This window comes from Proteus sp. G2618 (assembly GCF_009915995.1).
Classification (GTDB): domain Bacteria; phylum Pseudomonadota; class Gammaproteobacteria; order Enterobacterales; family Enterobacteriaceae; genus Proteus; species Proteus terrae.
The window spans coordinates 169,814-195,168 of record NZ_JAABNI010000014.1 but is presented as its reverse complement, the minus strand read 5'-3'; the positions used below and the strand labels follow the sequence as shown (position 1 = coordinate 195,168).

Annotated in this window: 26 protein-coding genes and 1 other annotated feature; of the genes, 13 read left to right on the top strand and 13 right to left on the bottom strand. The window is 37.4% G+C overall.

The window, feature by feature from the left end:
- Positions 1-88: 88 nt before the first annotated feature.
- Positions 89-212, bottom strand: a sequence feature (Phe leader region).
- The 5 genes from pheM to thrS all read right to left on the bottom strand — a co-directional run bounded on the left by pheM (position 164) and on the right by thrS (position 3,481).
- A complete protein-coding gene (gene pheM, locus GWJ01_RS19025; protein WP_120655563.1) occupies positions 164-211 on the bottom strand; it encodes a pheST operon leader peptide PheM in 48 nt (15 codons plus the stop codon). (Overlaps the previous feature by 48 nt.)
- Before the next feature lie 106 nt (positions 213-318).
- On the bottom strand, positions 319-675 hold the full coding sequence (gene rplT, locus GWJ01_RS06380) for a 50S ribosomal protein L20 (protein WP_006537111.1): 357 nt from the start codon (positions 673-675) through the stop codon (positions 319-321).
- A gap of 42 nt (positions 676-717) precedes the next feature.
- Entirely contained in the window at positions 718-915 is a 198-nt protein-coding gene (rpmI, locus tag GWJ01_RS06375; protein ID WP_004263702.1) for a 50S ribosomal protein L35, read from the bottom strand.
- Positions 916-1,009: 94 nt separating this feature from the next.
- The gene (gene infC, locus GWJ01_RS06370; protein WP_109394246.1) at positions 1,010-1,549 is read right to left on the bottom strand and encodes a translation initiation factor IF-3; all 540 of its coding nucleotides are present in this window, start codon (positions 1,547-1,549) and stop codon (positions 1,010-1,012) included.
- A gap of 3 nt (positions 1,550-1,552) precedes the next feature.
- Positions 1,553-3,481: a threonine--tRNA ligase gene (thrS, locus tag GWJ01_RS06365; RefSeq protein ID WP_075673357.1), complete on the bottom strand. Its 1,929-nt coding sequence runs from the start codon at positions 3,479-3,481 to the stop codon at positions 1,553-1,555.
- 405 nt (positions 3,482-3,886) lie between these two features.
- Here thrS and GWJ01_RS06360 point away from each other — a divergent pair, with 405 nt between their 5' ends.
- Complete coding sequence (locus GWJ01_RS06360; protein ID WP_231135663.1) at positions 3,887-4,147, top strand: hypothetical protein; 261 nt, start codon at positions 3,887-3,889, stop codon at positions 4,145-4,147.
- Between the two features lie 761 nt (positions 4,148-4,908).
- On the top strand, positions 4,909-5,349 hold the full coding sequence (locus tag GWJ01_RS06355) for a PACE efflux transporter (protein WP_109394241.1): 441 nt from the start codon (positions 4,909-4,911) through the stop codon (positions 5,347-5,349).
- A gap of 4 nt (positions 5,350-5,353) precedes the next feature.
- On the opposite strand, the gene GWJ01_RS06350 is transcribed toward GWJ01_RS06355, so the two are convergent.
- Positions 5,354-6,043: an AraC family transcriptional regulator gene (locus tag GWJ01_RS06350; RefSeq protein WP_109402490.1), complete on the bottom strand. Its 690-nt coding sequence runs from the start codon at positions 6,041-6,043 to the stop codon at positions 5,354-5,356.
- 99 nt (positions 6,044-6,142) lie between these two features.
- A complete protein-coding gene (locus GWJ01_RS06345) occupies positions 6,143-6,481 on the bottom strand; it encodes a tRNA-binding protein (RefSeq protein WP_109394239.1) in 339 nt (112 codons plus the stop codon).
- Positions 6,482-6,747: 266 nt separating this feature from the next.
- Here GWJ01_RS06345 and GWJ01_RS06340 point away from each other — a divergent pair, with 266 nt between their 5' ends.
- Together GWJ01_RS06340 and GWJ01_RS06335 are read left to right on the top strand one after the other, a co-directional pair.
- Positions 6,748-7,341: a GNAT family N-acetyltransferase gene (locus GWJ01_RS06340; protein WP_109402491.1), complete on the top strand. Its 594-nt coding sequence runs from the start codon at positions 6,748-6,750 to the stop codon at positions 7,339-7,341.
- A 99-nt stretch (positions 7,342-7,440) separates the two neighbouring features.
- A complete protein-coding gene (locus GWJ01_RS06335; RefSeq protein ID WP_109402492.1) occupies positions 7,441-8,154 on the top strand; it encodes a MarC family NAAT transporter in 714 nt (237 codons plus the stop codon).
- On the opposite strand, the gene GWJ01_RS06330 is transcribed toward GWJ01_RS06335, so the two are convergent.
- The gene (locus GWJ01_RS06330) at positions 8,151-8,822 is read right to left on the bottom strand and encodes a transglycosylase SLT domain-containing protein (protein WP_109394236.1); all 672 of its coding nucleotides are present in this window, start codon (positions 8,820-8,822) and stop codon (positions 8,151-8,153) included. The two genes, GWJ01_RS06335 and GWJ01_RS06330, sit on opposite strands and share 4 nt — an antisense overlap.
- 518 nt (positions 8,823-9,340) lie before the next feature.
- Here GWJ01_RS06330 and GWJ01_RS06325 point away from each other — a divergent pair.
- The 5 genes from GWJ01_RS06325 to GWJ01_RS06305 all read left to right on the top strand — a co-directional run bounded on the left by GWJ01_RS06325 (position 9,341) and on the right by GWJ01_RS06305 (position 13,877).
- Positions 9,341-10,198, top strand: coding sequence for a metal ABC transporter substrate-binding protein (locus GWJ01_RS06325; RefSeq protein ID WP_223672508.1), 858 nt, complete (start codon positions 9,341-9,343; stop codon positions 10,196-10,198).
- Positions 10,195-11,082, top strand: coding sequence for a manganese/iron ABC transporter ATP-binding protein (locus tag GWJ01_RS06320; RefSeq protein WP_161710863.1), 888 nt, complete (start codon positions 10,195-10,197; stop codon positions 11,080-11,082). Before GWJ01_RS06325 ends, GWJ01_RS06320 begins: the two co-directional genes overlap by 4 nt.
- Before the next feature lie 2 nt (positions 11,083-11,084).
- Entirely contained in the window at positions 11,085-11,996 is a 912-nt protein-coding gene (locus GWJ01_RS06315; protein ID WP_098943142.1) for a metal ABC transporter permease, read from the top strand.
- Positions 11,993-12,850, top strand: a complete 858-nt coding sequence (locus tag GWJ01_RS06310; RefSeq protein ID WP_109402493.1) for a metal ABC transporter permease — start codon at positions 11,993-11,995, stop codon at positions 12,848-12,850. The genes GWJ01_RS06315 and GWJ01_RS06310 overlap by 4 nt, the downstream gene beginning before the upstream one ends.
- 154 nt (positions 12,851-13,004) lie before the next feature.
- Positions 13,005-13,877: a fructosamine kinase family protein gene (locus GWJ01_RS06305; protein WP_109402494.1), complete on the top strand. Its 873-nt coding sequence runs from the start codon at positions 13,005-13,007 to the stop codon at positions 13,875-13,877.
- Between the two features lie 139 nt (positions 13,878-14,016).
- Here GWJ01_RS06305 and GWJ01_RS06300 read toward each other — a convergent pair whose 3' ends face one another.
- The gene (locus GWJ01_RS06300; RefSeq protein WP_109372526.1) at positions 14,017-14,556 is read right to left on the bottom strand and encodes a YniB family protein; all 540 of its coding nucleotides are present in this window, start codon (positions 14,554-14,556) and stop codon (positions 14,017-14,019) included.
- Positions 14,557-14,756: 200 nt separating this feature from the next.
- On the opposite strand from GWJ01_RS06300, the gene hxpB reads away from it, so the two are divergent.
- From hxpB to GWJ01_RS06280, 4 genes are all read left to right on the top strand, one after another.
- A complete protein-coding gene (gene hxpB, locus GWJ01_RS06295; RefSeq protein ID WP_109402496.1) occupies positions 14,757-15,425 on the top strand; it encodes a hexitol phosphatase HxpB in 669 nt (222 codons plus the stop codon).
- Between the two features lie 310 nt (positions 15,426-15,735).
- Positions 15,736-16,302 (top strand): metal-dependent hydrolase, encoded by a 567-nt coding sequence (locus GWJ01_RS06290; protein ID WP_109402497.1) that lies wholly within the window; start codon positions 15,736-15,738, stop codon positions 16,300-16,302.
- A 243-nt stretch (positions 16,303-16,545) separates the two neighbouring features.
- Complete coding sequence (locus GWJ01_RS06285; RefSeq protein WP_109402498.1) at positions 16,546-17,937, top strand: L-cystine transporter; 1,392 nt, start codon at positions 16,546-16,548, stop codon at positions 17,935-17,937.
- Positions 17,938-18,066: 129 nt separating this feature from the next.
- A complete protein-coding gene (locus GWJ01_RS06280) occupies positions 18,067-18,930 on the top strand; it encodes a hypothetical protein (RefSeq protein WP_227003175.1) in 864 nt (287 codons plus the stop codon).
- 85 nt (positions 18,931-19,015) lie between these two features.
- Here GWJ01_RS06280 and htpX read toward each other — a convergent pair whose 3' ends face one another.
- The 4 genes from htpX to proQ form a co-directional block, all read right to left on the bottom strand.
- On the bottom strand, positions 19,016-19,894 hold the full coding sequence (htpX, locus tag GWJ01_RS06275) for a protease HtpX (RefSeq protein WP_161710862.1): 879 nt from the start codon (positions 19,892-19,894) through the stop codon (positions 19,016-19,018).
- 417 nt (positions 19,895-20,311) lie between these two features.
- On the bottom strand, positions 20,312-21,664 hold the full coding sequence (locus tag GWJ01_RS06270; protein ID WP_109394231.1) for an OprD family outer membrane porin: 1,353 nt from the start codon (positions 21,662-21,664) through the stop codon (positions 20,312-20,314).
- A gap of 915 nt (positions 21,665-22,579) precedes the next feature.
- Positions 22,580-24,640, bottom strand: coding sequence for a carboxy terminal-processing peptidase (gene prc / locus GWJ01_RS06265; RefSeq protein WP_109394230.1), 2,061 nt, complete (start codon positions 24,638-24,640; stop codon positions 22,580-22,582).
- A 19-nt stretch (positions 24,641-24,659) separates the two neighbouring features.
- Positions 24,660-25,355, bottom strand: a complete 696-nt coding sequence (proQ, locus tag GWJ01_RS06260; RefSeq protein ID WP_109394229.1) for an RNA chaperone ProQ — start codon at positions 25,353-25,355, stop codon at positions 24,660-24,662.

Here is a 25,355-nt window from a genome sequence, read left to right as displayed (position 1 = left end):
CTTTGACCTGATGAGGTCTATTAGTTGTTATCAATGATGACGAATAAAATTGCCCTTTTTGGTTTCTAACCCAGTATTGGGATCTGAAAACAAAAAAGCCTCCATATTGGAGGCTCAGGCGCTACTTTTCGTTTCTTTTCTTACGCGCAAAAGCCCCCTTGAATTAGGCGCTAAAGTAAAAAAAGAAACGGAAAAAAGCGATATTTAACATTGATAATGTCTCTTAAAATATTAACTTATTGAATTTATATCATTAAGCCACAAATCTAGACAAAATAAAAGAGGGAGAAAACTCCCTCTTCCATTGCTTAATAAATATTAAGCCAGAGCACCTTTCGCTTTTTCAACTAAAGCAGCGAATGCTACTTTGTCGAATACAGCGATGTCAGCCAGAATCTTACGGTCGATTTCAATAGATGCTTTTTTCAGACCATTGATGAAACGGCTATAAGACATACCGTTCTGACGAGCTGCTGCGTTGATACGCGCGATCCACAGCTGACGGAACTGACGTTTTTTCTGACGACGGTCACGGTACGCATATTGACCAGCTTTGATTACAGCCTGGAAAGCTACACGATATACACGTGAACGTGCACCGTAATAACCTTTAGCTTGCTTTAAAATTTTCTTGTGACGAGCACGGGCGATAACACCACGTTTAGCACGAGCCATATTAAACTCCTAAATGTCTATATTCTGTTAAAAAAGTGATACTTATGCGTATGGTAAGCAAGCTACGACCAGACCTAAATCTCCTTTAGAGACCATGCCTTTTGGACGTAAATGACGTTTACGCTTAGTTGATTTTTTAGTCAGAATGTGACGGAGGTTAGCATGCTTGCGCTTAAAGCCACCACCAGCAGTTTTTTTAAAGCGCTTAGCTGCGCCGCGTACTGTTTTAATCTTTGGCATTTCTATAATCCACTTCGCATTGTTAATAACATAAAATAATAAGGCGAATAGCAATCAGCCTTTAAAGACTGACGCTATTACTTGAATTGCCCGACTATTTCTTCTTCGGCGCTAACACCATGATCATCTGACGCCCTTCAATCTTATTAGGGAAAGATTCAACAGCAGCCAGTTCATCCAAATCTTGACGGATACGGTTAAGCATTTCCATACCGATTTGTTGGTGCGCCATTTCACGACCACGGAAACGCAGTGTGACTTTGGCTTTATCGCCATCTTCAAGAAAACGAATCAGGTTGCGTAGTTTGACCTGATAGTCGCCTTCATCTGTACCAGGACGGAATTTAACTTCCTTAACCTGAATAACTTTTTGTTTCTTTTTCTGTTCTTTGAGAGTCTTACTTTTCTCATAGAGGAATTTGCCGTAGTCCATAATACGACAAACCGGCGGCTCGGCATTAGGACTAATTTCAACTAAATCAGCACCTGCTTCCTCGGCTTTCTCAAGAGCCTCTTTCAGACTAACAACTCCAATCTGTTCGCCATCTAAACCTGTTAAACGAACTTCATGAGCGCGAATCTCACCATTGATGCGATTCTGACGCGTTGATTGAATTCTTTTTCCGCCTTTAATACCTTATTCCTCCAACTGATGAAGACTTCTGCTTCTAATTTCTTGCAGAAGCTTTTCTTTAAATTCGTTAACGTCGATACTGCCAAGATCTTTTCCTCGACGAGTACGAACCGCCACTTTGCCTGATTCAACTTCTTTATCGCCACAGACAAGCATGTACGGAACACGACGTAAAGTATGTTCACGAATTTTAAAGCCAATCTTCTCATTTCTCAAGTCTGCTTTTGCACGAATTCCGGCATCTTGCAATTCTTTGACGAGTTTTTGTACATAATCAGCCTGTCCATCCGTGATATTCATCACGACAACCTGCTGTGGTGCTAACCAAGTTGGGAAGAATCCTGCGTATTCTTCTGTCAGAATACCAATAAAACGTTCTAAGGATCCTAGCACTGCTCGGTGTAACATAACAGGTACTTTACGCTCGTTGTTTTCGGCAACATAAGATGCGCCTAAACGACCTGGTAGTGAGAAGTCTAATTGTACTGTACCACACTGCCATGCACGATCTAAACAATCGTAAAGTGTAAATTCAATTTTAGGGCCGTAAAACGCCCCTTCACCTGGCTGATATTCAAATTCAATATTGTTATCAGTTAAGGCTTTTGCTAAGTCTGCTTCAGCAACATCCCATAATGCATCTTCACCGATACGTTTTTCTGGGCGAGTAGACAACTTAACAACGATTTTTTCAAATCCGAAAGTAGAATATACATCATAAATCAATTTGATGCAGTCATTTACTTCACTTAAAATTTGTTCTTCAGTACAGAAAATATGCGCATCGTCTTGTGTAAAGCCACGAACACGCATTAAACCATGTAATGCACCTGATGGTTCATTACGATGGCAACTACCGAATTCAGCCATACGTAATGGCAAATCACGGTAAGAACGTAAACCTTGTTTGAAGATTTGTACGTGACCTGGGCAGTTCATTGGTTTAATACAATATTCACGGTTCTCTGAAGATGTTGTGAACATATTTTCTTTGTAGTTTTCCCAGTGACCTGTTTTTTCCCAAAGAACACGATCCATCATAAATGGACCTTTTACTTCTTGGTAATCATATTCTTTTAATTTACAACGTACAAATGTTTCTAACTCACGGAAAATAGTCCAGCCATCATTATGCCAGAAAGCCATACCCGGCGCTTCTTCTTGCATATGATATAAATCAAGCTGTTTACCAATTTTACGGTGGTCACGTTTAGCTGCTTCTTCTAAGCGATCTAAGTAAGCTTTTAACTGTTTCTTATCAGCCCAAGCTGTACCATAAATGCGTTGTAGCATTTTATTGTCGCTGTTACCACGCCAATATGCACCTGCGATTTTCTGCAATTTGAAGTTATGACAGAAACGCATGTTTGGAACGTGTGGTCCACGGCACATATCAACGTATTCTTGGTGATGATAAAGACCTGGTTGAGAATCTTGGCTAATATTTTCGTCAAGAATAGCAACTTTATAGTCTTCACCACGAGAAACAAATGTTTCACGAGCTTCAGCCCAGCTTACGCGTTTTTTAATAACGTCATAATCTGTTTTCGCCAACTCTAGCATGCGTTTTTCTAGAGCGTCTAAATCTTCCTGTGTTAGAGAATGGTCTAAATCCACATCGTAGTAGAATCCATTTTCAATAACAGGACCAATCGCCATTTTGGTGTGTGGCCATAATTGTTTAATTGCATGTCCCAATAAGTGGGCACAAGAGTGACGAATAATCTCAAGACCTTCATCATCTTTTGCGGTGATAATCGCCAGATTTGAATCCTGCTCGATTAATTCACAAGCATCCACCAGCTCACCATTAACACGGCCTGCAATGCATGCTTTCGCAAGTCCAGGACCGATATCTGCAGCGACATCCATGACAGAAACTGCATTTTCAAATTGACGTTGGCTTCCGTCAGGAAGAGTAATAATTGGCATTTAAAATCCTTATTTACAGTGGTGACCCATACGCAAGATCACATGCAAACATCATTTTTCTTTAAAATTTAATACGTTAGTAGCATCTACTTGCTTCACTCTGCAAGTTATGTACACCATTGTGTACACATTTAGCAAAAGCACCTCAAAATGTGTTGGTGTACTGCTCTAACTCGGACGCGATAGTATCATAGTGAAAAAAAATTATATATCGTTAGTTGCATCAACATCTTAATTCTACGCCCTGTTATACTCTCCAAAAAACCACCATTCGGATCCGTTATGAATCTCGCAAACTTAAACTAAGTAAAGAAAAAAGATAATGGAATTATTCAAACCTGATAATCCTGAATGGGTAACTTGTGAAATTGACGCACACCTTTTGATGTTTCAGGCGTAGCTTACATGCTTAAAGGGATGGGATCTCTTAACAAGAAAAATATTCTTGAATCTATCCGCAGAACATTGGATCGCATGGTTAAAGATGGCTTGTTAGAAAAGGTATTCAGTTATGAGAGACGGCAAAATAAACACCAGGGCTCAAGCAATTCTCCTGATGTTCGCTGTGTCGTTAGTCGGTATGGTCTGCCTGGGAAGTTCCATATTGTGAAATGCGAAAATGACGCAGAGGACTTTATTGAAGGTGAGTGTGTTAAGATTGATTAACTTACTATTTTTTCTAGGAATTGACTCGATACTCTTTTCTCTATCTCTTTTTTATCTCCCATCATTTTTTGTGGGAAGTAATATAAATTATAAGCTAAAAATGACAATATGAAGGCTATCCAATAGCCTACTATTTTAGGGTTTCTTTTTCTGACGATATGAAGATATATAAATGGGAGACAGAAAAATAATAGACCTAAGAAAATAAATTTAGGATCATTGCACTTAATAAGAGCAAGCTCTCCCTTTGAAACTAAAGTGGCATTAAAATAGAAAATTAAATTAATTATTATTAAAACCAATGAGGATAAGATGAATTTCTTTAGTGGAGACTGGATATATTTAAATGCTGATATAACAACAAAAAAAATAATAAACGGGGGCTAAATATAAAATAGCCATTGCAATAAAAACGACAGTCATTATAAAAACAGCTATTTCACCACTCATAATTATCCTTATTTTATATTATGTAAATACACTTATTTAATATATTTACTATTTTCCTCTCATTTGCATAATCATATTATAGTGTGAATTTTTCGTTATTCTGTGTTCCTCTTCGTATTTTCCATTATAGGTAATACTTGTTATTTAAATCATAAACATAGATGCATTAATCATCAAAAATATACTTATCACTTTGCAATTTATAACTAGTTTCATTACCATCAGTACCCATCAAGCGGAAACCGTGGCTTTAAAAATAACATTCTCTGGGGCGGGCCAGAACTTTCATTGTTAACATAAAGGTGTATAACGTGTTTTATTTAAAGCCCCGCCCTCGTAAATTGGTCTATGCTATTACCTTTGAGATTCTCGCGATTTTATTAAGCACTGTTTTACTGGCAATATTAAGCCAAAGCCAATCACATAATTCACTGCCCGTTGCAATAGCTGTTTCTGTTATTGCTCTGATTTGGAATTATATTTTTAATTCTTTCTTTGAATTAATTGAGTCGAAATTAAGGATCAAAAAACGTACAGTCATGGTACGACTTACCCATGCAATAAGTTTTGAATTAGGTCTGTTCTTCTTTACCATTCCACTTTATATGTGGTGGTATAATGTAAGCTTTATCAAAGCGATAAGTATGGAAGTCACTATATTAGTGTTCTTCTTTATCTATACCTATTTATTCACACTCATTTTCGATAAATTATGTCCTCGTGTTTATTCGACAGAAAACAAAGTGGTGTAATCGCTTAATCCTGTCGATACTCAGTAGGACTTTTATTAAAGTATTGGCGAAATGCCTGACTAAATGCAGAGTGTGAATCATATCCTACTGCTAGTGCAATATTTTCAATATTTACGGATGTGTATTTTAATAATTCAGCGGCTTTGCTAAGTCGCTGTTGAGTGACATATTGCATCACAGACACACCCACCTCTGCTTTCATTTTTCGCTGTAACGTACTCGCTGATGTATTAAAAGCAGAAGCAATATCATGTGTTGTTAATGGTGTATGTAATTTATTCACTAGCCAAGCATTCAAACTATCGCGCCAACCTTTTTGTATTTCCATTTGAGCGAGTAATAAGCGCGTGATCGTTGAATATTGATCTGGGGGTTGAGGATATTGATGTAGCCATTCCAATAACCCAATTGCTGCCGGTGATAGTGCAAATTGCCCACCTTTCTCACTTAATTGCCATTGCGAGGTCGCTGGAAGTTCGAGAATAAAATTTTTATTATCGATATTGCCTGAAAAGGCATGATGAATAGTTGGAGGGATAATCAAGCAGTTTTGATTAGAAATCAGAAAGTCTTCTCGATTAAAATTGACTTCCATCGAACCCGAAAGCCCAAAAATAATCTGCCATAAATTATCATGCTGATGAGATACCGTCTCTTGTGTATAACATCGCAAATGCAATTGAGGTAATAACAAAAGACACTCCTTTATATCCATCCTACTATTGAATAATAATTACTATATCAAAACTCAGCAGAACATCACTATTTAAGAGTGTCTTATCAAGATACTTATTTAAGCCAAACGAGAGCCATTTGGTAAAGGTAAGTTAAACTCAGCCAATACAATTGCCCCCATTTCGTCAGGTGCCCCTGTAATTAAAACTTCAGATTTTATACCTGCAATGCGTTTAACTGGGAAATTACATACACATAAAATACGACGACCAACAAGCTCTTCGGGTGTGTAGTTTACCGTAATTTGAGCACTTGAACGCTTTATGCCTAATTCGCCCAAATCGACTTCCATAACATAAGCCGGTTTATTAGCTTTCTTATTTATTTCTGCGCTAATAATAGTCCCTACTCGCATATCTACACGTAGAAAATCATCCCATTCAATTAAATCTGTCATCTTTTTACCAATCTATTATGTTTACGGTTATATCTCTATTACTGGATTATAGATTAACACGCATTATGCTGGCTCACCTGTGGTGAGGCAGTCATTCTCTGTTTAGAAAGAATCACTGTCACTCTTTTTTCTCTATTTTCATCATTCTGAATTTTGCTTATTTTCTAATAGCCTTTTAAATAACCATATCAATTCATAAATTTGTTATGTATAAAAAGTATTCTTAAGAAATGCAGTGTTATTAACAACCCCAGAGAATATTTATTATGAAAAAGATAACAGAGTGGACAACACTGGAAGGAAAACTTGTACGTTTAGTGCCTCTTAGCATAGAACACTATTCAGAACTCCATGAGCTAATTGAAAAAGATAGACCCGATGAGCTTTGGTATACCACTGTTCCTTCAGTAACAGAGTTACAACGCGATATTGAACATAAACTTCAATTGCAACAAAAAGGGTTAATGCTGCCTTTTACCATAGTTTCTAAAGCTAATAACTGTCTGGTTGGCATAACAACCTTTATGAATATTGATAGTCAAACGCCAAGATTAGAAATTGGTTCAACATGGTATGCCAAAGAAGTACAAAGAACAGGAATAAACACAGAAGCTAAATACCTCTTACTTAAATATGCCTTAGAAGACTTACAGTGTATTGCTGTTGAATTTCGTACTCATATATTAAATCAAACTAGCCGTAGAGCGATTGAACGACTTGGCGCAAAACTGGATGGTATTTTGCGTAATCATAGATTAACAACTGGTGGTCAAAAAAGAGATACTTGCGTTTATAGCATTACTGATTACGACTGGGAAGCGGTAAAAGTGCACTTAGAATGGCTTATGAAAAAATACTAATACATATTAAGAATATTACGAGGAAAATAACTTTTATCTCGTTTAATTTGTTATCATAATTACTCCTTAATTACCTGTTATTGGGAGCTTTTATATTCCATGCACTCTGTTTACCAGTTTTTTCAGGCTATCGGTCTTGGTCTTATTTTGCTTTTACCTTTAACTAATCCATTAACGACTGTCGCTCTTTGGCTTGGCCTTTCAGGCAATATGACAAAGGAACAACGTAATCAACAATCGTTAATGGCGTGTGTATATATTTTCCTCATTATGACCATCGCGTTCTATGCGGGACGGATCATAATGACAACTTTTGGTATTTCTATCCCCGGTCTTCGTATTGCAGGCGGAATGATAGTTGCCTTTATTGGCTTTAGTATGTTGTTTCCAAACACACCTAATGTCGATGATCCTATTTCAGACGATAATAATCCACATCGTAATCCTAAAGAGCCTAATATTGCCTTTGTTCCTTTAGCAATGCCAAGTACAGCAGGCCCCGGAACGATTGCAATGATAATTAGTACAGCAGCTTCAATCCCATCACGTACTGATATTGCACAATGGGTATTGTATATTGCCCCTGTGACAAGCTTCTTTTTAATTAGCGTTATCGTTTGGGTGTCACTTCGTGGCTCCACCAGCATTATGAAGTTTTTAGGCCACAGTGGTATTGACGCTATTTCTCGTGTAATGGGATTTTTATTAATCTGTATGGGCGTTCAGTTTATGATCAATGGCGTTCTTGAAATTATTGCTGATTTGCCTGCTTTGTTAAAACAGGCTCAAGCAGCCGCTAATTTGCCAGACTAATTATCACCTGCATGGTAAGCCGCTCTCACTTTTGCTAAATAGCGTGGCGCTTGAGAAGCCGGATGATTTTTTTCAACATAACGATAAAAATCATCCGCGCTCATTGAATTAATTTTAGCGATAGCATTACCTCTATCTTTATCAAATGTTCTTAATAAAGCGCCGGCGCCATTCACATAAGCAAGGATAGTGGCGTAATAAAGCGTTTCAGGATCGGCAATACCAACAAGATGGCGCTCTCTTAATAATTGAATATAGGCTGTACCTAGATCGATATTAATAGCGGGATCTTTTAATTGGGCTGTTGTTGGTTGCCCTGCCTTACCTCTATTTTGGTAAACATCTCTTCCCGCAGTTGATGCTTTAATTTGCATTAATCCAACTGCATTTGATTTGCTAATAACTTCAGGTCTAAAGTTTGATTCAACTTGGATAATCGCCTTAATTAATGTTTCATCAACATCGTAACGACTTGATGCTTGCTGTATATGGTTATCAAAAGGTGTTGATTTCCATTGTGCCGTTGAGATTGAAGCATTATTAACGCGGTTCTCTACTGTTTTTTGGCTTAAAAATCGTGATGTTTCTTTTTGAATTGGTTGACGAGCATGATCCGCACAACCAGCAAGAAGCAAAATTACCAAAGAAAAGATGATTTTTACTTTCACGTTTTATCCTTTTGCATAACGTGTTGTACAAGATATATTTATATATCAAAGGGTTGTTGATATATTATTCTATTTTTACATAAAAATGCATGCTAAAATATGGCAAAGCGCAAGAAATAAATCAATCTATTACTACTTCTAGTGTGTGCGTTTTATCTCAAATCTATCCTATTTCCTGTTTTCTTCACGAAATCTCTCAATCAGAATATCTGTAATAAAAACAATTCGCTGAGGGATAGCTATAATCATAAAAATAATCTCTCGCACAAATAGTTACGAACTATTGTTAATTTTTGTGACAAAAATCGACAATCTACTTAACATTTATTGGAATACATGTTGTTATCTTATTTCCAGTCGTTATCAAATGAAGCTTTTTACACAGAGATAACTTGACTTTCTTGAGATGATATTGATAATCATTATCAATTAAGAAAATAACTCTGCAACTATAAGGCAATAATAATATGGATATATTTCGCTCTGTAAACAAACTTTCACTTACGGCTTTATGCCTTATGGCATCCGTATTTTTAACAGCACCTACACAAGCAAAAGATAAACTAAAAGTTGTCACCACATTTACTATTATTCAAGATATCGCTCAAAATGTGGCTGGAGATGCAGCGATTGTTGAATCAATCACAAAACCCGGTGCTGAAATTCACGATTATCAACCCACTCCTAAAGATATTGTAAAAGCTCAAAAAGCAGATCTTATCTTATGGAATGGCTTAAATCTTGAACGTTGGTTTGAACGCTTTTTTAATGAATTACGTAACGTACCCGCAGTTGTTGTCACTGAAGGTATTACACCAATGGCAATCAGTGAAGGTGCTTACAAAAACAATCCTAATCCACACGCATGGATGTCACCGAATAATGCATTAATCTATATTGAAAATATTCGTAAAGCGCTTGTTGAACATGATCCAGATAATGCAGCTATTTATAATCAAAATGCAGCAAATTACGCAGAAAAAATTAAACAACTTGATGCACCATTAAGAGAAAGATTATCTCGTATTCCACAAGAAGAGCGTTGGTTAGTAACGAGTGAAGGTGCATTCAGCTATTTAACCAATGACTATGGCTTTAAAGAAGTTTATTTATGGCCAATCAATGCAGAAGAACAAGGCACACCACAACAAGTTAAATATGTGATTGATACTGTTAGAGAACACAAGATCCCTGTTGTCTTTAGCGAAAGTACAATCTCAGATAAACCCGCTAAACAAGTCAGCAAAGAAACTGGCGCAAAATATGGTGGTGTTCTTTATGTTGACTCACTTTCCGCTGAAGGTGGCGAAGTTCCAACTTATATTGATTTAATTACTATTACAGTAGATACAATTGCGAAAGGATTTGGGCAATGAGTAATATAAAAGCTAATCCTACTTTGGCTGTTGATAATGCCACTGTTACTTACAACAATGGTCATACGGCTATTTTTGATGCAAGCTTCTCTATCACTGGCGGCACTATTTGTGCCCTAGTGGGTATCAATGGCAGTGGTAAATCCACACTATTTAAAACCATTATGGGGCTGGTAAAGCCCTCTAAAGGTAAAGTGACATTAAACGATAGCCCGATCCAACAGGCATTAAAACAAAATATGATCGCCTATGTTCCGCAAACAGAAGAAGTTGACTGGAATTTCCCTGTCCTCGTTTCTGATGTTGTGATGATGGGACGTTATGGAAAAATGGGCTTTTTTCGTATTCCTTCAAAACGCGACCATGAGGTTGTTGAAGCATCATTAGAACGCGTTGGCTTGTCAGGTTTGGGACATCGCCAAATTGGTGAACTTTCAGGTGGCCAGAAAAAACGTGTTTTCTTAGCACGAGCAATGGCTCAAGAAGGTACTGTTTTATTACTTGATGAACCATTTACTGGTGTTGATGTTAAAACAGAGAATGCCATTATTGAGCTATTACGTAATTTGCGTGAAGAAGGTCACTTAGTTTTAGTTTCAACGCATAACTTGGGAAGTGTTCCTGAATTTTGTGACCACGTTATTTTGATCAATAGAACAGTATTAGACAGTGGCCCAACTGAAACGACATTTACGCAGAAAAACTTAGAACACGCATTTGGTGGTGTATTACGCCACATTAGCCTATCAGGTTCTGATCTTCATGATGATGACGATCCTCGCTCGCTCACTGTCATTACCGATGATGAACGTGCTGCCGTCTTCTATGGTCATCAAGAAGAACACACTCCAGCGCACCAAAGCCAGCGCAAACAAGGAGATTAGCCATGCTAGATTTACTCCTGCAACCTTTTGAATATAACTATATGGTGAAAGCGATTTGGGTAAGTGCCTTAGTTGGTGCCGTCTGCGCTTTTCTTTCATCCTATCTTATTTTGAAAGGTTGGTCGTTAATGGGAGATGCCCTTTCCCACTCAGTTGTTCCCGGTGTTGCAGGGGCTTATATATTAGGTTTGCCTTACGCAGTCGGTGCTTTTTTTACGGGTTTGCTCGCCGCATTATCAATGACATTTATTCGTCATATCACACGACTTCGTGAAGATGCCGTTATCGGTTTTATCTTCTCCACTTTTTTTGCCTTTGGTCTGTTGCTGGTTTCTCTTAAACCGACAGCCGTCAACGTTCAGACCATCATTCTCGGAAATATTTTAGGCATTGCTGATGAAGATGTATGGCAAGTTGTGATTATTACAGGCGTCTCTTTCTTAGTCTTATTTTGCATCTGGAAAGACTTACTGGTAGTTTTCTTTGATGAAGTTCATGCAAAATCAATCGGTTTATCGCCACTAAAATTAAAAATTATCTTTTTTACTCTTTTGAGCGCATGTACTGTTGCAGCGCTTCAAACTGTTGGCGCCATTCTTGTCATTGCTATGGTAGTGACGCCCGGTGCAACGGCTTATTTACTCACAGACCAATTTAAACGACTTGCAATTATTGCTATCTGTATTGGTACAATCACAAGTGCAGTAGGCGCTTATCTTAGCTACTTCTTTAATGGTGCAACAGGTGGCGTAATTGTTACAATGCAAACATCACTCTTTTTGTTGGCTTTCTTATTTGCGCCTAAACACGGTATGTTGGCAGCTCGCCGCCGTGCTCGTCAGAGTTCACAACAGTTGATCACACAATCCCATCAACATAAAGGATCAACAAAATCAGAAGAGGTGAAACTATGAATGAGTTGATGGAGTTTTTCATTGAGCCTTTTCAATATCCGTTTATGCAACGCGCTATTATTGCAGCTATTATTATAGGTATCGCCTGCGCCATTTTATCATGTTATATGGTATTAAAAGGCTGGTCTTTAATGGGGGATGCAATCTCTCACGCCGTTTTGCCCGGAGTCGTTCTTGCTTACGTCACCGCAATCCCATTAACCGTAGGCGCCTTTCTTTCTGGACTCTTTTGTTCTTTTGCCACGGGTTATTTAAAAGATCACAGTCGCATTAAAGAAGACACCGTGATGGGAATTGTATTTTCAGGCATGTTTGCAGTGGGGTTGGTCATTTTTGCCAGTGTCGATACAGACCAACATTTAATGCATATTTTATTTGGTAATATTCTAGGCATTACGCCGGATGTATTAACTCAAATTAGTATTATCTGTGTAATCACCATCACTATTATGCTTATTAAGCAAAAAGATTTTATGCTTTATTGCTTCGATCCTAACCAAGCAAGAATTGTTGGTTTACCTGTCACATTATTACACTATGGATTACTGTCTATTTTGGCATTAACCATCGTTGCCTCAATGCAAGCTGTTGGGATTATTTTGGTTGTCGCTATGCTTATTTCACCAGGGATCACCGCGTATTTATTAACACGCAGTTTTTCACGCATGATTATGTTAGCAATTGTATTTTCTGTCGCATCTAGCGTTATAGGAACATTTATTAGTTTCCATATTGATGGAGCAACAGGCCCATGTATTGTGCTAACGCAAGCTGTATTCTTTATTATTGCGCTACTCTGTAATCAGATTAAATTAGCAAAAATAAAGCGACAAACAAAACCCGCTAGCGCCTGATAATATTCTTTATCTTAGCAAAAACGGGACAATTATCCCGTTTTTTAGCTTTATACTTTATTGATTTAATTAAAGTGTTATTGTCATAGCATAAACATCGCTCGTTATTATTTTATTTGGGTCTACTAAGTAAACAACTTTGCGAGGTGTAAGTATGTGGCAGAATATAGGTCGTTTACTGGAATCAAACTTAGGATTTTCAGCAAAGATAAACGAAAAAATTCACCTTTCTAGTGGCGATATTCATCATACATGGAAAATTTATTATGGTGATACGCCTGTTTTTGTGAAATCCAACTTGCGTGAATTTCTGCCTAATTTTAAAAATGAGGCAGAACAACTCGAAATGTTAGCAAAAAGCCAAACAATTCGAACTCCTCGGGTTCTTGGTATCGGTAATAGTAAAGATGCCAGCTTCCTACTTCTTGAGTTTTTGCCTGTTCAACCATTTACACCTCATAGCGCCTACTGCTTCGGACAACAGCTAGCAAGGCTACATCAGTGGGAAGATCAACCTAGTTATGGCTTTGATTTCGATACCCAAATCGATACCACTCCTCAACTCAATAGCTGGGAAAAACGCTGGAATCACTTTTATTCTGAAAAACGTATTGGCTTTCAGCTACAACTGGCTTCCGAGAAAGGCATGGTTTTTGGGGATATCGACGAGATCACTAAAATCATCAATCATCGCCTTGCTGATCATACCCCTCAACCCTCCCTGCTTCACGGTAACTTATGGCCTAAAAACTGTGCTGCAATTGGTCAATCAGAAGGTACGGTGTTTGATCCCGCTTGTTATTGGGGGGATCGAGAGTGTGATATCGCGATGTTACCGCTTTGCACAGCAGTACCTGCAAATATTTTCGATGGCTATCAAAGTGTTTGGCCACTATCAGATAAGTTTTTATCACGTCAGCCTATTTACCAACTCTATTTCTTCCTTAACCGTTGTAACTTATTTGGGGGAGAAGAAAATTATTTAGAAGTTAGAAAAATAATTGACGACCTATTAGCAACACCTTAATACGAAACGAGTGAAGTAGTGATGAGATAAGATACATAAACTAAAAATATAACCTCGCCAGATTCAGTTGTGCGAGGTTTATTTTTCCCTTTAGTTAATATAAATGAACCGTCCTCGTTCACTTTACTTTAAAGCAGTATTACCATCCTAAGAATTTCATCAAGAAATAGCCTATTGCAATGACAACTAGAGGTGAAAGATAAAGCACCATAATTTGCGTAAATATAGTATGTCGAGGCAATTTGATATTTTGTTGCAATTCCTCAGCCGTCACACCACTTTTCATTGCGCGTTCTATAATCAGCTGATCTTGTATATTTTCCTTCAAATATTTTACTTGGCGATAAATTCGTAATCCTGATGCACTAAATGCTAAACCAATAAACATAAAAAGAAAGATAACAAAAAAAGTAATATTTTCTTGGCTAAATCCCATTTGTGTATTAGGGATAGGTGAATTTCGCCAGAAAAAACCTAAGAAAGGTGTATTAAATTGCACCATTTCCGCTAATACACGAAAAAAGTCATTAATTACGGCATTTACACCATCACCACTTGGGCGTTGTATTGCAGCCAATCCTGTCAATGATACGGCTGTCGAAATAAAGGCAGGAATAAAAATAAGCCACCCAAGTACACGCTTTAAAATGGCATACAATCCTGCATATTGATAACTCATCACATCCTCACTAAGTAGAATTCGTCAATATTTATCTGTTTATCGTAGTCTAATTAACGGCTAATACGACAATAAATTAATAGTAGCTATTCTCTCTATTTATTTTACACAATAAATAAGAAACTGATTAAAAAGATTTTCCTTGTAACTCTTGCTACAATCGCCACTCGACAACATAGACCTTATTTATGGAGAGTAACATGTCTTTTAAATTCCCTATTGAAGCTGCAATATTTGATATGGATGGTTTATTAATCGACTCTGAACCATTTTGGCAGCAAGCAGAACATGAGGTCTTTGCTGAATTAGGCGTCGATTTATCCCTCTCATCTGCAATGCCCGATATGGTTGGGTTAAGAATAAACGAAGTCATTGATTTATGGTATAGAGCATCACCTTGGCAAGGCATTTCAAAACAAGAAGCAAAACAAAAAATGGTTTCTCGTGTTGTCAAATTGGTTGAAGAAACAAAGCCACTATTACCGGGTGTTGAGCATGCTTTAGAGCTTTGCAAATCATCAGGGTTAAAAATTGCACTGGCATCCGCATCTCCTGACTTTATGCTTGAGCGTGTACTTGAGTTGTTTAATATTCGCCATTACTTCTCTGCCGTCGTATCTGCCGATGAATTGCCACACAGCAAACCTCACCCAGAAGTTTATCTAAACGCAGCTAAAGCTCTTAATCTAGACCCTATCCACTGTGTTTCATTAGAAGATTCTCGCAATGGTATGATTGCTTGTAAAGGAGCAAGAATGCGCTCTATTGTTGTACCAGCAACAGAACAATTTAATGATAAACAATGGGGCTTAGCTGATGTAAAAATTGCATCACTCAATGAACTAACGCAACTGCATTTATTAGGCTAGTTTCCATAAATAAAAAGGATATCCTGCCTTGTAAGATATCCTTTTTATTCTATTTTCAATGTTCACAACTCTCCTCACTCTTTTTTGTCTTTAAGGCTTCCACTTGTGCATTTCGTTTAATGCCCACTTACCTTTATCTGACTTTTTAGTTTTTTATCCTAAATTCGATCACTTTTAAACCAATCGAATAAAACATTCCTGTTATTCCTTAATATTTAAGACAATTTTTGTCTTTTTTGACTGTTAGTTATCGTCAAAACCTTTTATACTTTATTACTGTATAAATGAACAGCAAACAAACAGACATGGAATGACAGCAGAAGGACATCTACTTTTTTCTGTAGCAACACTAGTGTTAGCGCAGAAGCTTGAAATAACGCCAGCTCTTGCTCATGGTGATTGGTTTCACATGATCCCTGCTGTCTTATTGGGCTCGCTTCTACCTGACTTAGATCACCCTAGTTCTGTTCTTGGGCGATTATTCCGTATTATCTCTCTACCTCTATCAAAACTCTGTGGTCACCGAGGTTTTACACATAGCTTGCTTGCATTTTGTGGGTTGGCTATTTTATGGGAAACCCAAGTTTCACCACGTTGGGATATTTCTGCTGATATCTTCCATGCTCTTTTATTGGGCTATCTTAGCCATCTCATTGCCGATATGTTAACTCCAGCTGGTGTTCCTTTCTTATGGCCTTTAAAAATGCGTTTTGCATTACCTATTTTAGGTAAAAAGAATAATAAAAAAGGAGAGAGATTTATCTCTGTTTTGATCCTTGTTGGTGCACTTTTTTTACCACCTCACCTTACTGTTACCCTGCCTTCGCAAGTCAACAACTGGTTACAGATGTACCACGATAAGCGCACTAATTTTTAACACCCCCAGACAAAACCCTACGTTTCTCTATCTATTTATAAATTCTTACATCTTTTTATGCCTAATTTCCTTGTCTTTATAACCAAACGATTATATAAAATAATAATTAATTATAAAAAGTTATTAACAATCCTGTTACCATATAACGAATTGGTGCTGTTATATCCTTTCTTATTACCTAAGAACTCATATCGCATACAATCGTCGAAATTATATAAATAAAGATCTCGTTGGAGAGTTAAGATGAATTTTCCGTTAATCATTAACGTACTCGTCTTTGTTGTGCTATTACTCATCTTGGCTAAATTAAGTCAACGTCAGTGGAGCCTTTCAAAGAAAGTTCTTGTTGGTTTAGTTTTTGGTGTTGTTTTTGGACTAGCACTACACGCATTCTATGACTCACACGATCCTATTATTAAAGAATCTATTCTTTGGTTTAATATCGTGGGTAATGGCTATGTACAGCTGTTACAAATGATCATTATGCCATTAGTCTTTGCCTCTATTCTTAGTGCCGTAGCTCGATTGCATCAAGCATCATCACTAGGAAAAATTAGTGGCCTCACTATTGGTACACTATTATTCACTACTGCTATTTCTGCCTTAATCGGTATTGTTATTGCTAATTTATTTGGCTTAACAGCAGAAGGCTTAGTGCAAGGTGAACAAGAAGCACAGCGCCTAATTGCGCTTGAACAAAATTATATGGGCAAAGTTTCTGACTTAACGATGCCACAGCTTATTTTGTCATTTATTCCTAAAAATCCATTTGCTGATTTAACAGGTGCAAGCTCAACATCGATTATTAGCGTTGTTATCTTTGCTACTTTCTTAGGTATGGCTGCACTGAAATTACTCAAAGAAGATCAGCCTCGTGGTGAGAAAGTTTTAGTCGCGATTGATTGCTTACAATCATGGATCATGAAGCTAGTTCGTATTGTTATGATGTTAACACCTTACGGTGTAATGGCTCTGATGACCAAGGTTGTTGCAAGCTCAAATATGCACGACATCATTCAATTAGGAAGCTTTGTTGTTGCCTCTTACGTTGCTATTGGCTTAATGTTTGTTGTTCATGGTTTACTGGTGAGCTTTACAGGTTTAAACCCGATTAAATTCTTCAAAAAAGCGGGGCCTTTATTAGCATTTGCATTTACAAGCCGTTCAAGTGCTGCAAGTATTCCGCTAAATATTGAAACACAAATTAAGCGTGTTGGTGTGCCAGAATCTATCGCAAGTTTTTCATCATCTTTTGGTACAACGATTGGTCAAAATGGTTGTGCGGGTATTTACCCTGCGATGTTAGCAGTGATGGTTGCACCTACTGTGGGCATTAACCCATTAGATCCAATGTGGATCGCAACTTTAGTTGCTATTGTCACTGTTAGCTCTGCGGGTGTTGCTGGTGTAGGGGGCGGTGCAACATTTGCGGCTCTTATCGTTTTACCTGCAATGGGCTTACCTGTAACATTAGTTGCTCTGCTAATCTCTGTAGAGCCGTTAATCGATATGGGACGTACAGCATTAAACGTTAGTGGCTCAATGACAGCGGGTACAATAACCAGCCAGATTATGGGACAAACGGACAAAGCTGTCTTCAACCAAGATGAAGAAACTGAACTTACAGTAAAATAAACTTTATCTGCATCTATTGATAAAGCCAGTTCATTTGAACTGGCTTTTTTTTGTATCTATATTAATTTATATATCTTTTATTTATGTCATTCACCAATATCAATAAAAAACTATAACAAGGTAAAGATCGTGCAAAAAATTATGCGAGTTTTACGTAAACTCTATAAATATGAAAACAGTCAATATGATCCTGAACGCCAAGTCTCACTGTATCAGCTTGATATTCTTTCAGACAAAGAACGAACCTTGTTATCTGAGGCCAATTGGCAACCTAATATCATAGAAAGATTTGCTGATCACACTGATGTTATTTCAAAATTAAATAGCTTAAAGAACAATCCATCACTCACCCAAAAACGTTGCTTAGATGCTTTTGTTGCTGGTGTCGGAGGCAGTTATCTTAGAGGTCGCTCTGTTCTAGGTGCTTTTCATAAGTTACAAAATTTACCATTACATGATTATGAAGAGAAGCCTCAATATGCCTGCTGTTGGGTTTGTAGTGATGGTGATCAGCAAAAACATATTAATGACAGCTATTTTCAATATTGCCTCTATTACGGTAATTCTTATACAGGCAATCCCTCTTACGCTTACTTGAATTTAAAACATCTCCTCACCGTCGCGCCTGTTAGCCCAACACAAACAGATAAAGAAATCTTCAAACAATTACTCCAGTTATTACGCCATGCACCTGAAGATGAAACACCGGGTAAATTTGAAAAGCGGTTAAATGAAGCCAAATTAATTTCTGGTGATAAATATACCAAACGAGGTATTTTGCACTCACTTGCCTTAATTGGTGTTATTCCTAATACCTATATTCCTTTATCTTTGGATCATTGGGCTAATTTCGGCGATATTACCATTGCAGAAAATCAACTTAATAACACCAAAGGTCGCTCTGATATGGAAATGCCGTGGGCGGGCTGGAAAGGTAATCTGAAAATTAATGAAGAAAAAGTGGCGATATACTTTGGCGAATATTTAGATTAAAGATCCTGTTCTTTATAAATAGAAAGCGCCCAATACTTTCATATCGAGCGCTTTCATTTGAGAGTTCGCGATTAAACTTTCAACTTTATTTCAAATACTCACCGTTACGTAGTGCTTCAATACGCTTATCTAATGGTGGGTGAGATAAAAATAGCTCGCTGAATGACTTATTACGGCCATTAATACAGAAAGCCATCATGCTGCTTTCTTCTTGTGGCTCGTAACTTGTTTTCAAACGTTGCAATGCAGCTATCATTTTCTCACGACCAACAAGCTTTGCAGAGCCTGCATCTGCATGGAATTCACGATAACGTGAGAACCACATTGTAATAATACTGGCAAGAATACCGAATACGATTTCCAGAACCATTGAAACACCCATATATACCCACGGGTTTCCATTGCTACTTTCGCTCTCTTCATCATTAGAGATAAAGTTAGCAACGAATTGGGCAATGATACGAGAAATAAAGATAACGAAAGTATTCACAACACCTTGTAGCAAGGTCATGGTTATCATATCACCATTAGCAACATGGCTAATTTCGTGAGCAATAACAGCTTCTGCTTCATCACGGCTCATACTGGCTAACAAACCGGTACTCACTGCCACCAGCGATGCATCACGACGAGCACCTGTCGCAAACGCATTAATATCAGGCGCATCATAAATAGCCACTTGTGGCATTTTAATACCGACTTGTTCAGATTGGCGTCTTACTGTATCTAATAACCAGCGCTCTACTTCTGAAGTTGGGCTTTCGATGACTTGACCACTCACTGAACGTAATGCCATCCATTTTGACATTAATAGTGAAATAAATGCACCACCAAAGCCAAATAAGCCCGCCATGATCATCAAGCCTTGAACACTACGACCTTGTATACCTGTTAAAGATAAGATGATCCCAAAAACAAACATAACGGCTAAGTTTGTTAACAGGAATAATGCAATTCTCATCATATTGATACTGTTCCTATTTTATCTAATTATCACATTGCAAAATCTGTCTTATAAATAAGGCTTTTTTAGATTTTATCAAGCCCTTTAACTTATTTAATATTAAAAACGATATAACTTTACATTTTGATAAAAAAAATAGCCAGTGAACCCCCAATATTAGGCATCATTAAAAATTTAAGTATAAAGTGAGATTGATAATAGATGATGTGATTTTTCTGTGTTGTCGAACGGAAGGATTAACTTAGGAACGGTTTGTATCGTTTAATATAGTGCCAATGGTTTATGTTTATCATAAAAACCATAACTCACGCGACACAAACAACGGTAGAACAACTGCCTCTGTATTTTTATGCACGACTTACAAAGTATGCAAGCCGTGCATCTGATATAAACAATAAGCTCAATTAACGCTATAAATTACATTTTGAAACGATATGTAGTTGTCATAGAGCCTGATAATGAGTGAGCTCGTTGTGAGTGACCATCATAAAGTTTTGGTGTGGTATAGTCGTTTTCTTGCTGGTGGTGCCAGCCAATACCACCGCTTAAGGAAACAGAAAGATTTTTTGTTGGTTTCCAATAACTAAATAAACCAAACTGTCCTTGTTTTAATCTTTCACCTGAATAGCTGAACTCACTATAGTTAGTACGCGCACCAACAGATAATTCCTCGTTAACTTTATATGCTGCTTCTAATGCCCCCATTACTTCACCATCACGCACATAGTCAATATCTGCGTAAGCAGGTGAGTTAAAGCGCCCGCGGGTATTACCAATTGGATTACGTGCAAATTGGCCAACCCCATTCGCTTTGCTCGCATCGGTATAAGTCACACCTGTACGAATTGTCCATGGAGACTCAGGAATACGCCACTCCATAGTTCCAGCAAAGTGCCATGCATCGTTATCAAAGTTACGTTTACCTTTATTGGGATCACTTAATGTACGTTTACCATCACTGCCGTAATCGTGATAATAAACAACACCACCAATAGTCACATCTGAGGTTAATTTATATTTTGCTTCTAAACCGTGTTGACGGAATACATCATCCGCCTGGCCATAGAAATAAAATACTTTTAATGGTTTAGAGTTGTAGTTAATACCACCAGTAAGAACGTGGTCGATATTATGTTTATTACCATTACCATCATTGAAATACATTCTGTCGATATTTGGGCTATCACGACGCATTATTTTACCGTCAAGAAACAGTAAATCTAAGCTCCAATCACCCATTGCTGTATTGGTAGCATATCCATTATAGCTGTTTAATGATAAACGCTGTGAGTTAGTAAAAATACCTGTATTTTTCAGGGTAAACCAACCTGCTTTACCATTAATTAAAACAGGATCTAAATCAAATTTAACTTTTGCAAAACGCTGACCAATTTTGTTATAGCCTTTTGCTTCACCATCATCATTAAATAAAATTGCACGAGAGGCGAAGTCTTTACTTGCGCCTAATTTGATACCACCATAATAAGAGACATCAAATCCGAGAATGCCGCCAAAATAACCTGATCTGAAATCAGCTTGGAAGTTTTGCCCCCAAGCATTAGCAACTTGCTTTCTGTAACGTTGCTCGTTTTTATCAAAACGGTTTTCAGTTTTTAAGTATTTCCACATATTAATAGTAGAAAGCTCAAGTTCTGAATCTGAAATAAATGCGCTTTCTTTAATTGAGTTTTCCCAATTCGCAGCATTCGCAGCGCTCACCGCGAAAAAACAAGGAGACAGCATAAACAATACTAATTTTTTTACTTTCATCTTAATGCAACCTGGTTAATAAATATTTGAATTAAGTTATGCTGACTTATATTCAGCAAGTTTAATAAAACACCATTTCTTTATTTATTTAGCTAAAAAACAACCTTTGATTAAATTTATAGTTGCACTAATTTCAAGCAATAGAGTCATTTTTTGGCATAAAAAATCCAATATGGATATCTCACCATATTTATATTTACTTATTTTTTTCGTAATAAAATTCCATAAGCAAATAGTAGATTATTTGCCTTTAGTCATTATCCTTTACGTAGAGAACCTTACTCTGAAAATATATATTTCAGTTATGACATGTTGCTCTAAAAATACATTTTGAACTCATAGAATAAAGATAACTCATCATTTAGGTAAGATTTTAGCTAACGCGTCAATATCCCAAAATGACGCAAATATTTCATAATCTGTATACTATAGTAATTTTATGTCAATTTAAGAGATCATTGTCACAACATGTTACATTTATTGCAATGGACATGCCATCAAATGAGATCTTAATCACAATAAATAATCGCTTTATCTTCTTATTCCACTTATAAGAAAAGAAACTCATTTCTTATCTAAAAATCAACCTGGTATTCTCTCTTATAGCTTACAAAGTTATTCAAGATATATTTCGAATTAAAAATTAAGTTACATAAAGTTAGATTTAAATATCCATTTATTAATAATTATTTATATTACTGGTAACTTAATATAGTGAATAACTAAAAACATGAATGCTCTCACCTTAAAATATATTATGGCTCTCTTAAAAATGTTTTTGATGGAATGCCTGATAAACATTGATTAGCAATGATAATTTTATATCTCGATTAATATAAATATAAAAACCCCCCAACAACTGGTTATCCAACTATTGGGGGGTTGCTTTAAGTATCTGTTGTTATAACTGATAACTTAATTTAATAATTTCTTAGGCTTAAGCACTTTTGAGAGATCAACTGCAATTTTAGCAGTTTCGTCTAAATAAGGATCTGGACCCTCATAATCCTTAGGCAAATCATCAAGTGATTTCAACGCAGGCTTACCCTCTAATTTAAAACGCTCATTTATGCGGTTTAATTTAATGGCTTCTAGCTCTTTGTTTTCTTTCTCTCTTTCAGCAAAGTTTAAGATAACAAATTTATCTTCACCTTTTGCTTTAGCATCGTTATAACGCTGAATATCAGCAAAGATGTATGAAAACTCTCGGTCATTTGCAATGCGTTTAGTATGTTGTTCAGTTAATGGTGCGAACGCCGCTTTTAGCTTGTCTGAATACTCAGATAGCTGATAGCTTGCTGGAGAGATACTATCCCAAGGCAATGCATTATCTTCAAAGCTTTCACCCATTTCAGCACTATCAAAGCTTGGTAACAATAAATCAGGTGTTACCCCTTTGAGTTGAGTACTACCACCATTAATTCGATAGAATTTTTGAATGGTGTATTGCACTGAACCTAAACCAGGCCAATCAGGGCTTAGCATTTGATCGTAAACACGGGTTAATGGGCGATATTGCTGAACAGTTCCTTTACCGAACGTTTGTTCCCCCACAATTAATGCTCGCCCATAGTCTTGCATTGCAGCAGCAAAAATTTCAGAGGCTGAAGCACTAAAGCGATTTACGATAACAACTAGTGGCCCTTTATAATAAACCACATCATCTTTATCGAAATCTTGTCGTACACGACCATTGTTATCTCTGACTTGCACAACAGGACCACTTGGAATAAATAATCCTGACAGTGAAATCGCTTCTGTTAACGCTCCACCGCCGTTACCACGCAAATCAATAACCAAAGATGAAACATTATCTTTCGCCACTTTTTGCAACTGTGTTTTCACATCATTGGTTAAACCAACATAGAAGCTTGGAATATCCAAAATTGCAACTTTATCACCATTAATGACTTTTTCAGTTAGCTTAACAGCTCTGTCTTCTAAACGGATTTGCTCTCTGACTAAAGTGATTGTTCTTGGCTTAGCGCCTTTCTCATCAGAGATAACCTCTAATTTTACTTGGCTCCCTTTCGGCCCTTTAATCAAAGCAACAATATCATCAAGTCGCCAGCCAACAACATCGACCATTGGCTTGTTTTGTTGCCCTACTGCAATAATTTTATCGCCAACTTTCAACTCTTTGCTTTTTGCAGCCGGACCACCAGTTACCATAGAGTTGATCATTGGATAATCATCATCCATCTGTAATACAGCGCCAATACCTTCTAAAGAAAGACTCATTTCAGAGTCAAAGGCTTCTGTATTTCTTGGTGATAGATAACTTGTATGAGGGTCAATTTCGCGGGCGAATGCCGACATAATGACTTGGAAAACATCTTCGCTTTGGCTTTGTGTTTGACGACGTAACGCAGCTTTATAACGCTTAGTTAGTGTCTCTTTAACTTCGCTATCTGTTTTTTCAGATAGTTTCAGTGTTAACCAATCATATTTTACTTTTTCATCCCAAAGTTTATCTAGCTCAGCTTGCGTTTGTGGCCATGGCGCTTTTGTTCTATCTAACTCAAACTTATCTTGGCCAGTTAAATCCATGGGTTTATCTAGGCGGTTTAAAGCATATTGAAAACGTTCAAAACGTCTTTTTTGCGCTAAATTAAAAAGATCATAAAGGGGCTGAAGCTCGCCCTTCTTCAGATATTCACCTACTTTGGTTTTTTCTTTATCAAATTGGGCAATATCTGATGCTAGCAACACATTGTGGCTATAATCTAATAAATTAAGATAGCGATTAAAAATCTTTTCAGAAAAGCTCGCATCTAGCGAGAACTGGCGATAATGAGAACGTTCAAAACGAGAGGTTACTCGCTCGCTCACTGTAGAATGTTGTGGCTCTTGCTTTAATTCGGGTAACTGATCAATAGTTACCATTGCTGGAGTGGCTGGTTTCTCAGCCATCACAACAGAAGTGCCTGTTAACGTTAATCCGATAGCAAAAGCCACATTTAAAAGTTTGTTCATGCTCTGGTTGGCCTCCGTATCAGAACTTTAAATGTTCCGTGCGTACATTCATTGCCAAACCGTTAGGCAATTGTACACGTACACCCTCTTTCGCTATCTCTAGCACCGTCGCGTCCATCACGCTGCTACCAACGTTAACTTTCAGCGATTGACCAACAGTAAGAACTGAGGTGTCTTTCACTGGAATTAGCTTTTCGGTATTTTGGCGTGGTGGTGCTTTACGAGGTGCTTGAGTCGCTTTTTGAGGACGAGGCTGTCGTTTTTCACCCTCTTTAGGTGGCTGACGACGCGTATTGTTTGGCTTTTTCGCTGCCGGACGTTTGCTGGTCTCCTTATCACCTTCAGCTTCACGCTTCTTAGCACGTTGTTCTGCTCTCTGAGCTTGAACGCGCGCTTTAGCTTCTGCTAATTGTGTACGAGCATGTTCAATATGCTCAGCTTCCAGTTCGCCGCAGTCATTACCATTCAAATCGACACGTTTAGCTCCTTCTTTAACTCCATAAAGGTAGCGCCAACTTGAGGTATATAAGCGTAATGCCGAACGTAACTGTGTTTTACTCAGTTGAGTTTCATCTTTTAGATCTTCAACAAGATCTTGAAAAATGCCAATTTTCAAAGGACGAGCTTCGCCCTCAGCGATAAAACACTTGGGGAAACGTTCAGCTAAAAAAGCGATGATTTCTTTACTACTATTCAACTTAGGTTGATTTTCCAT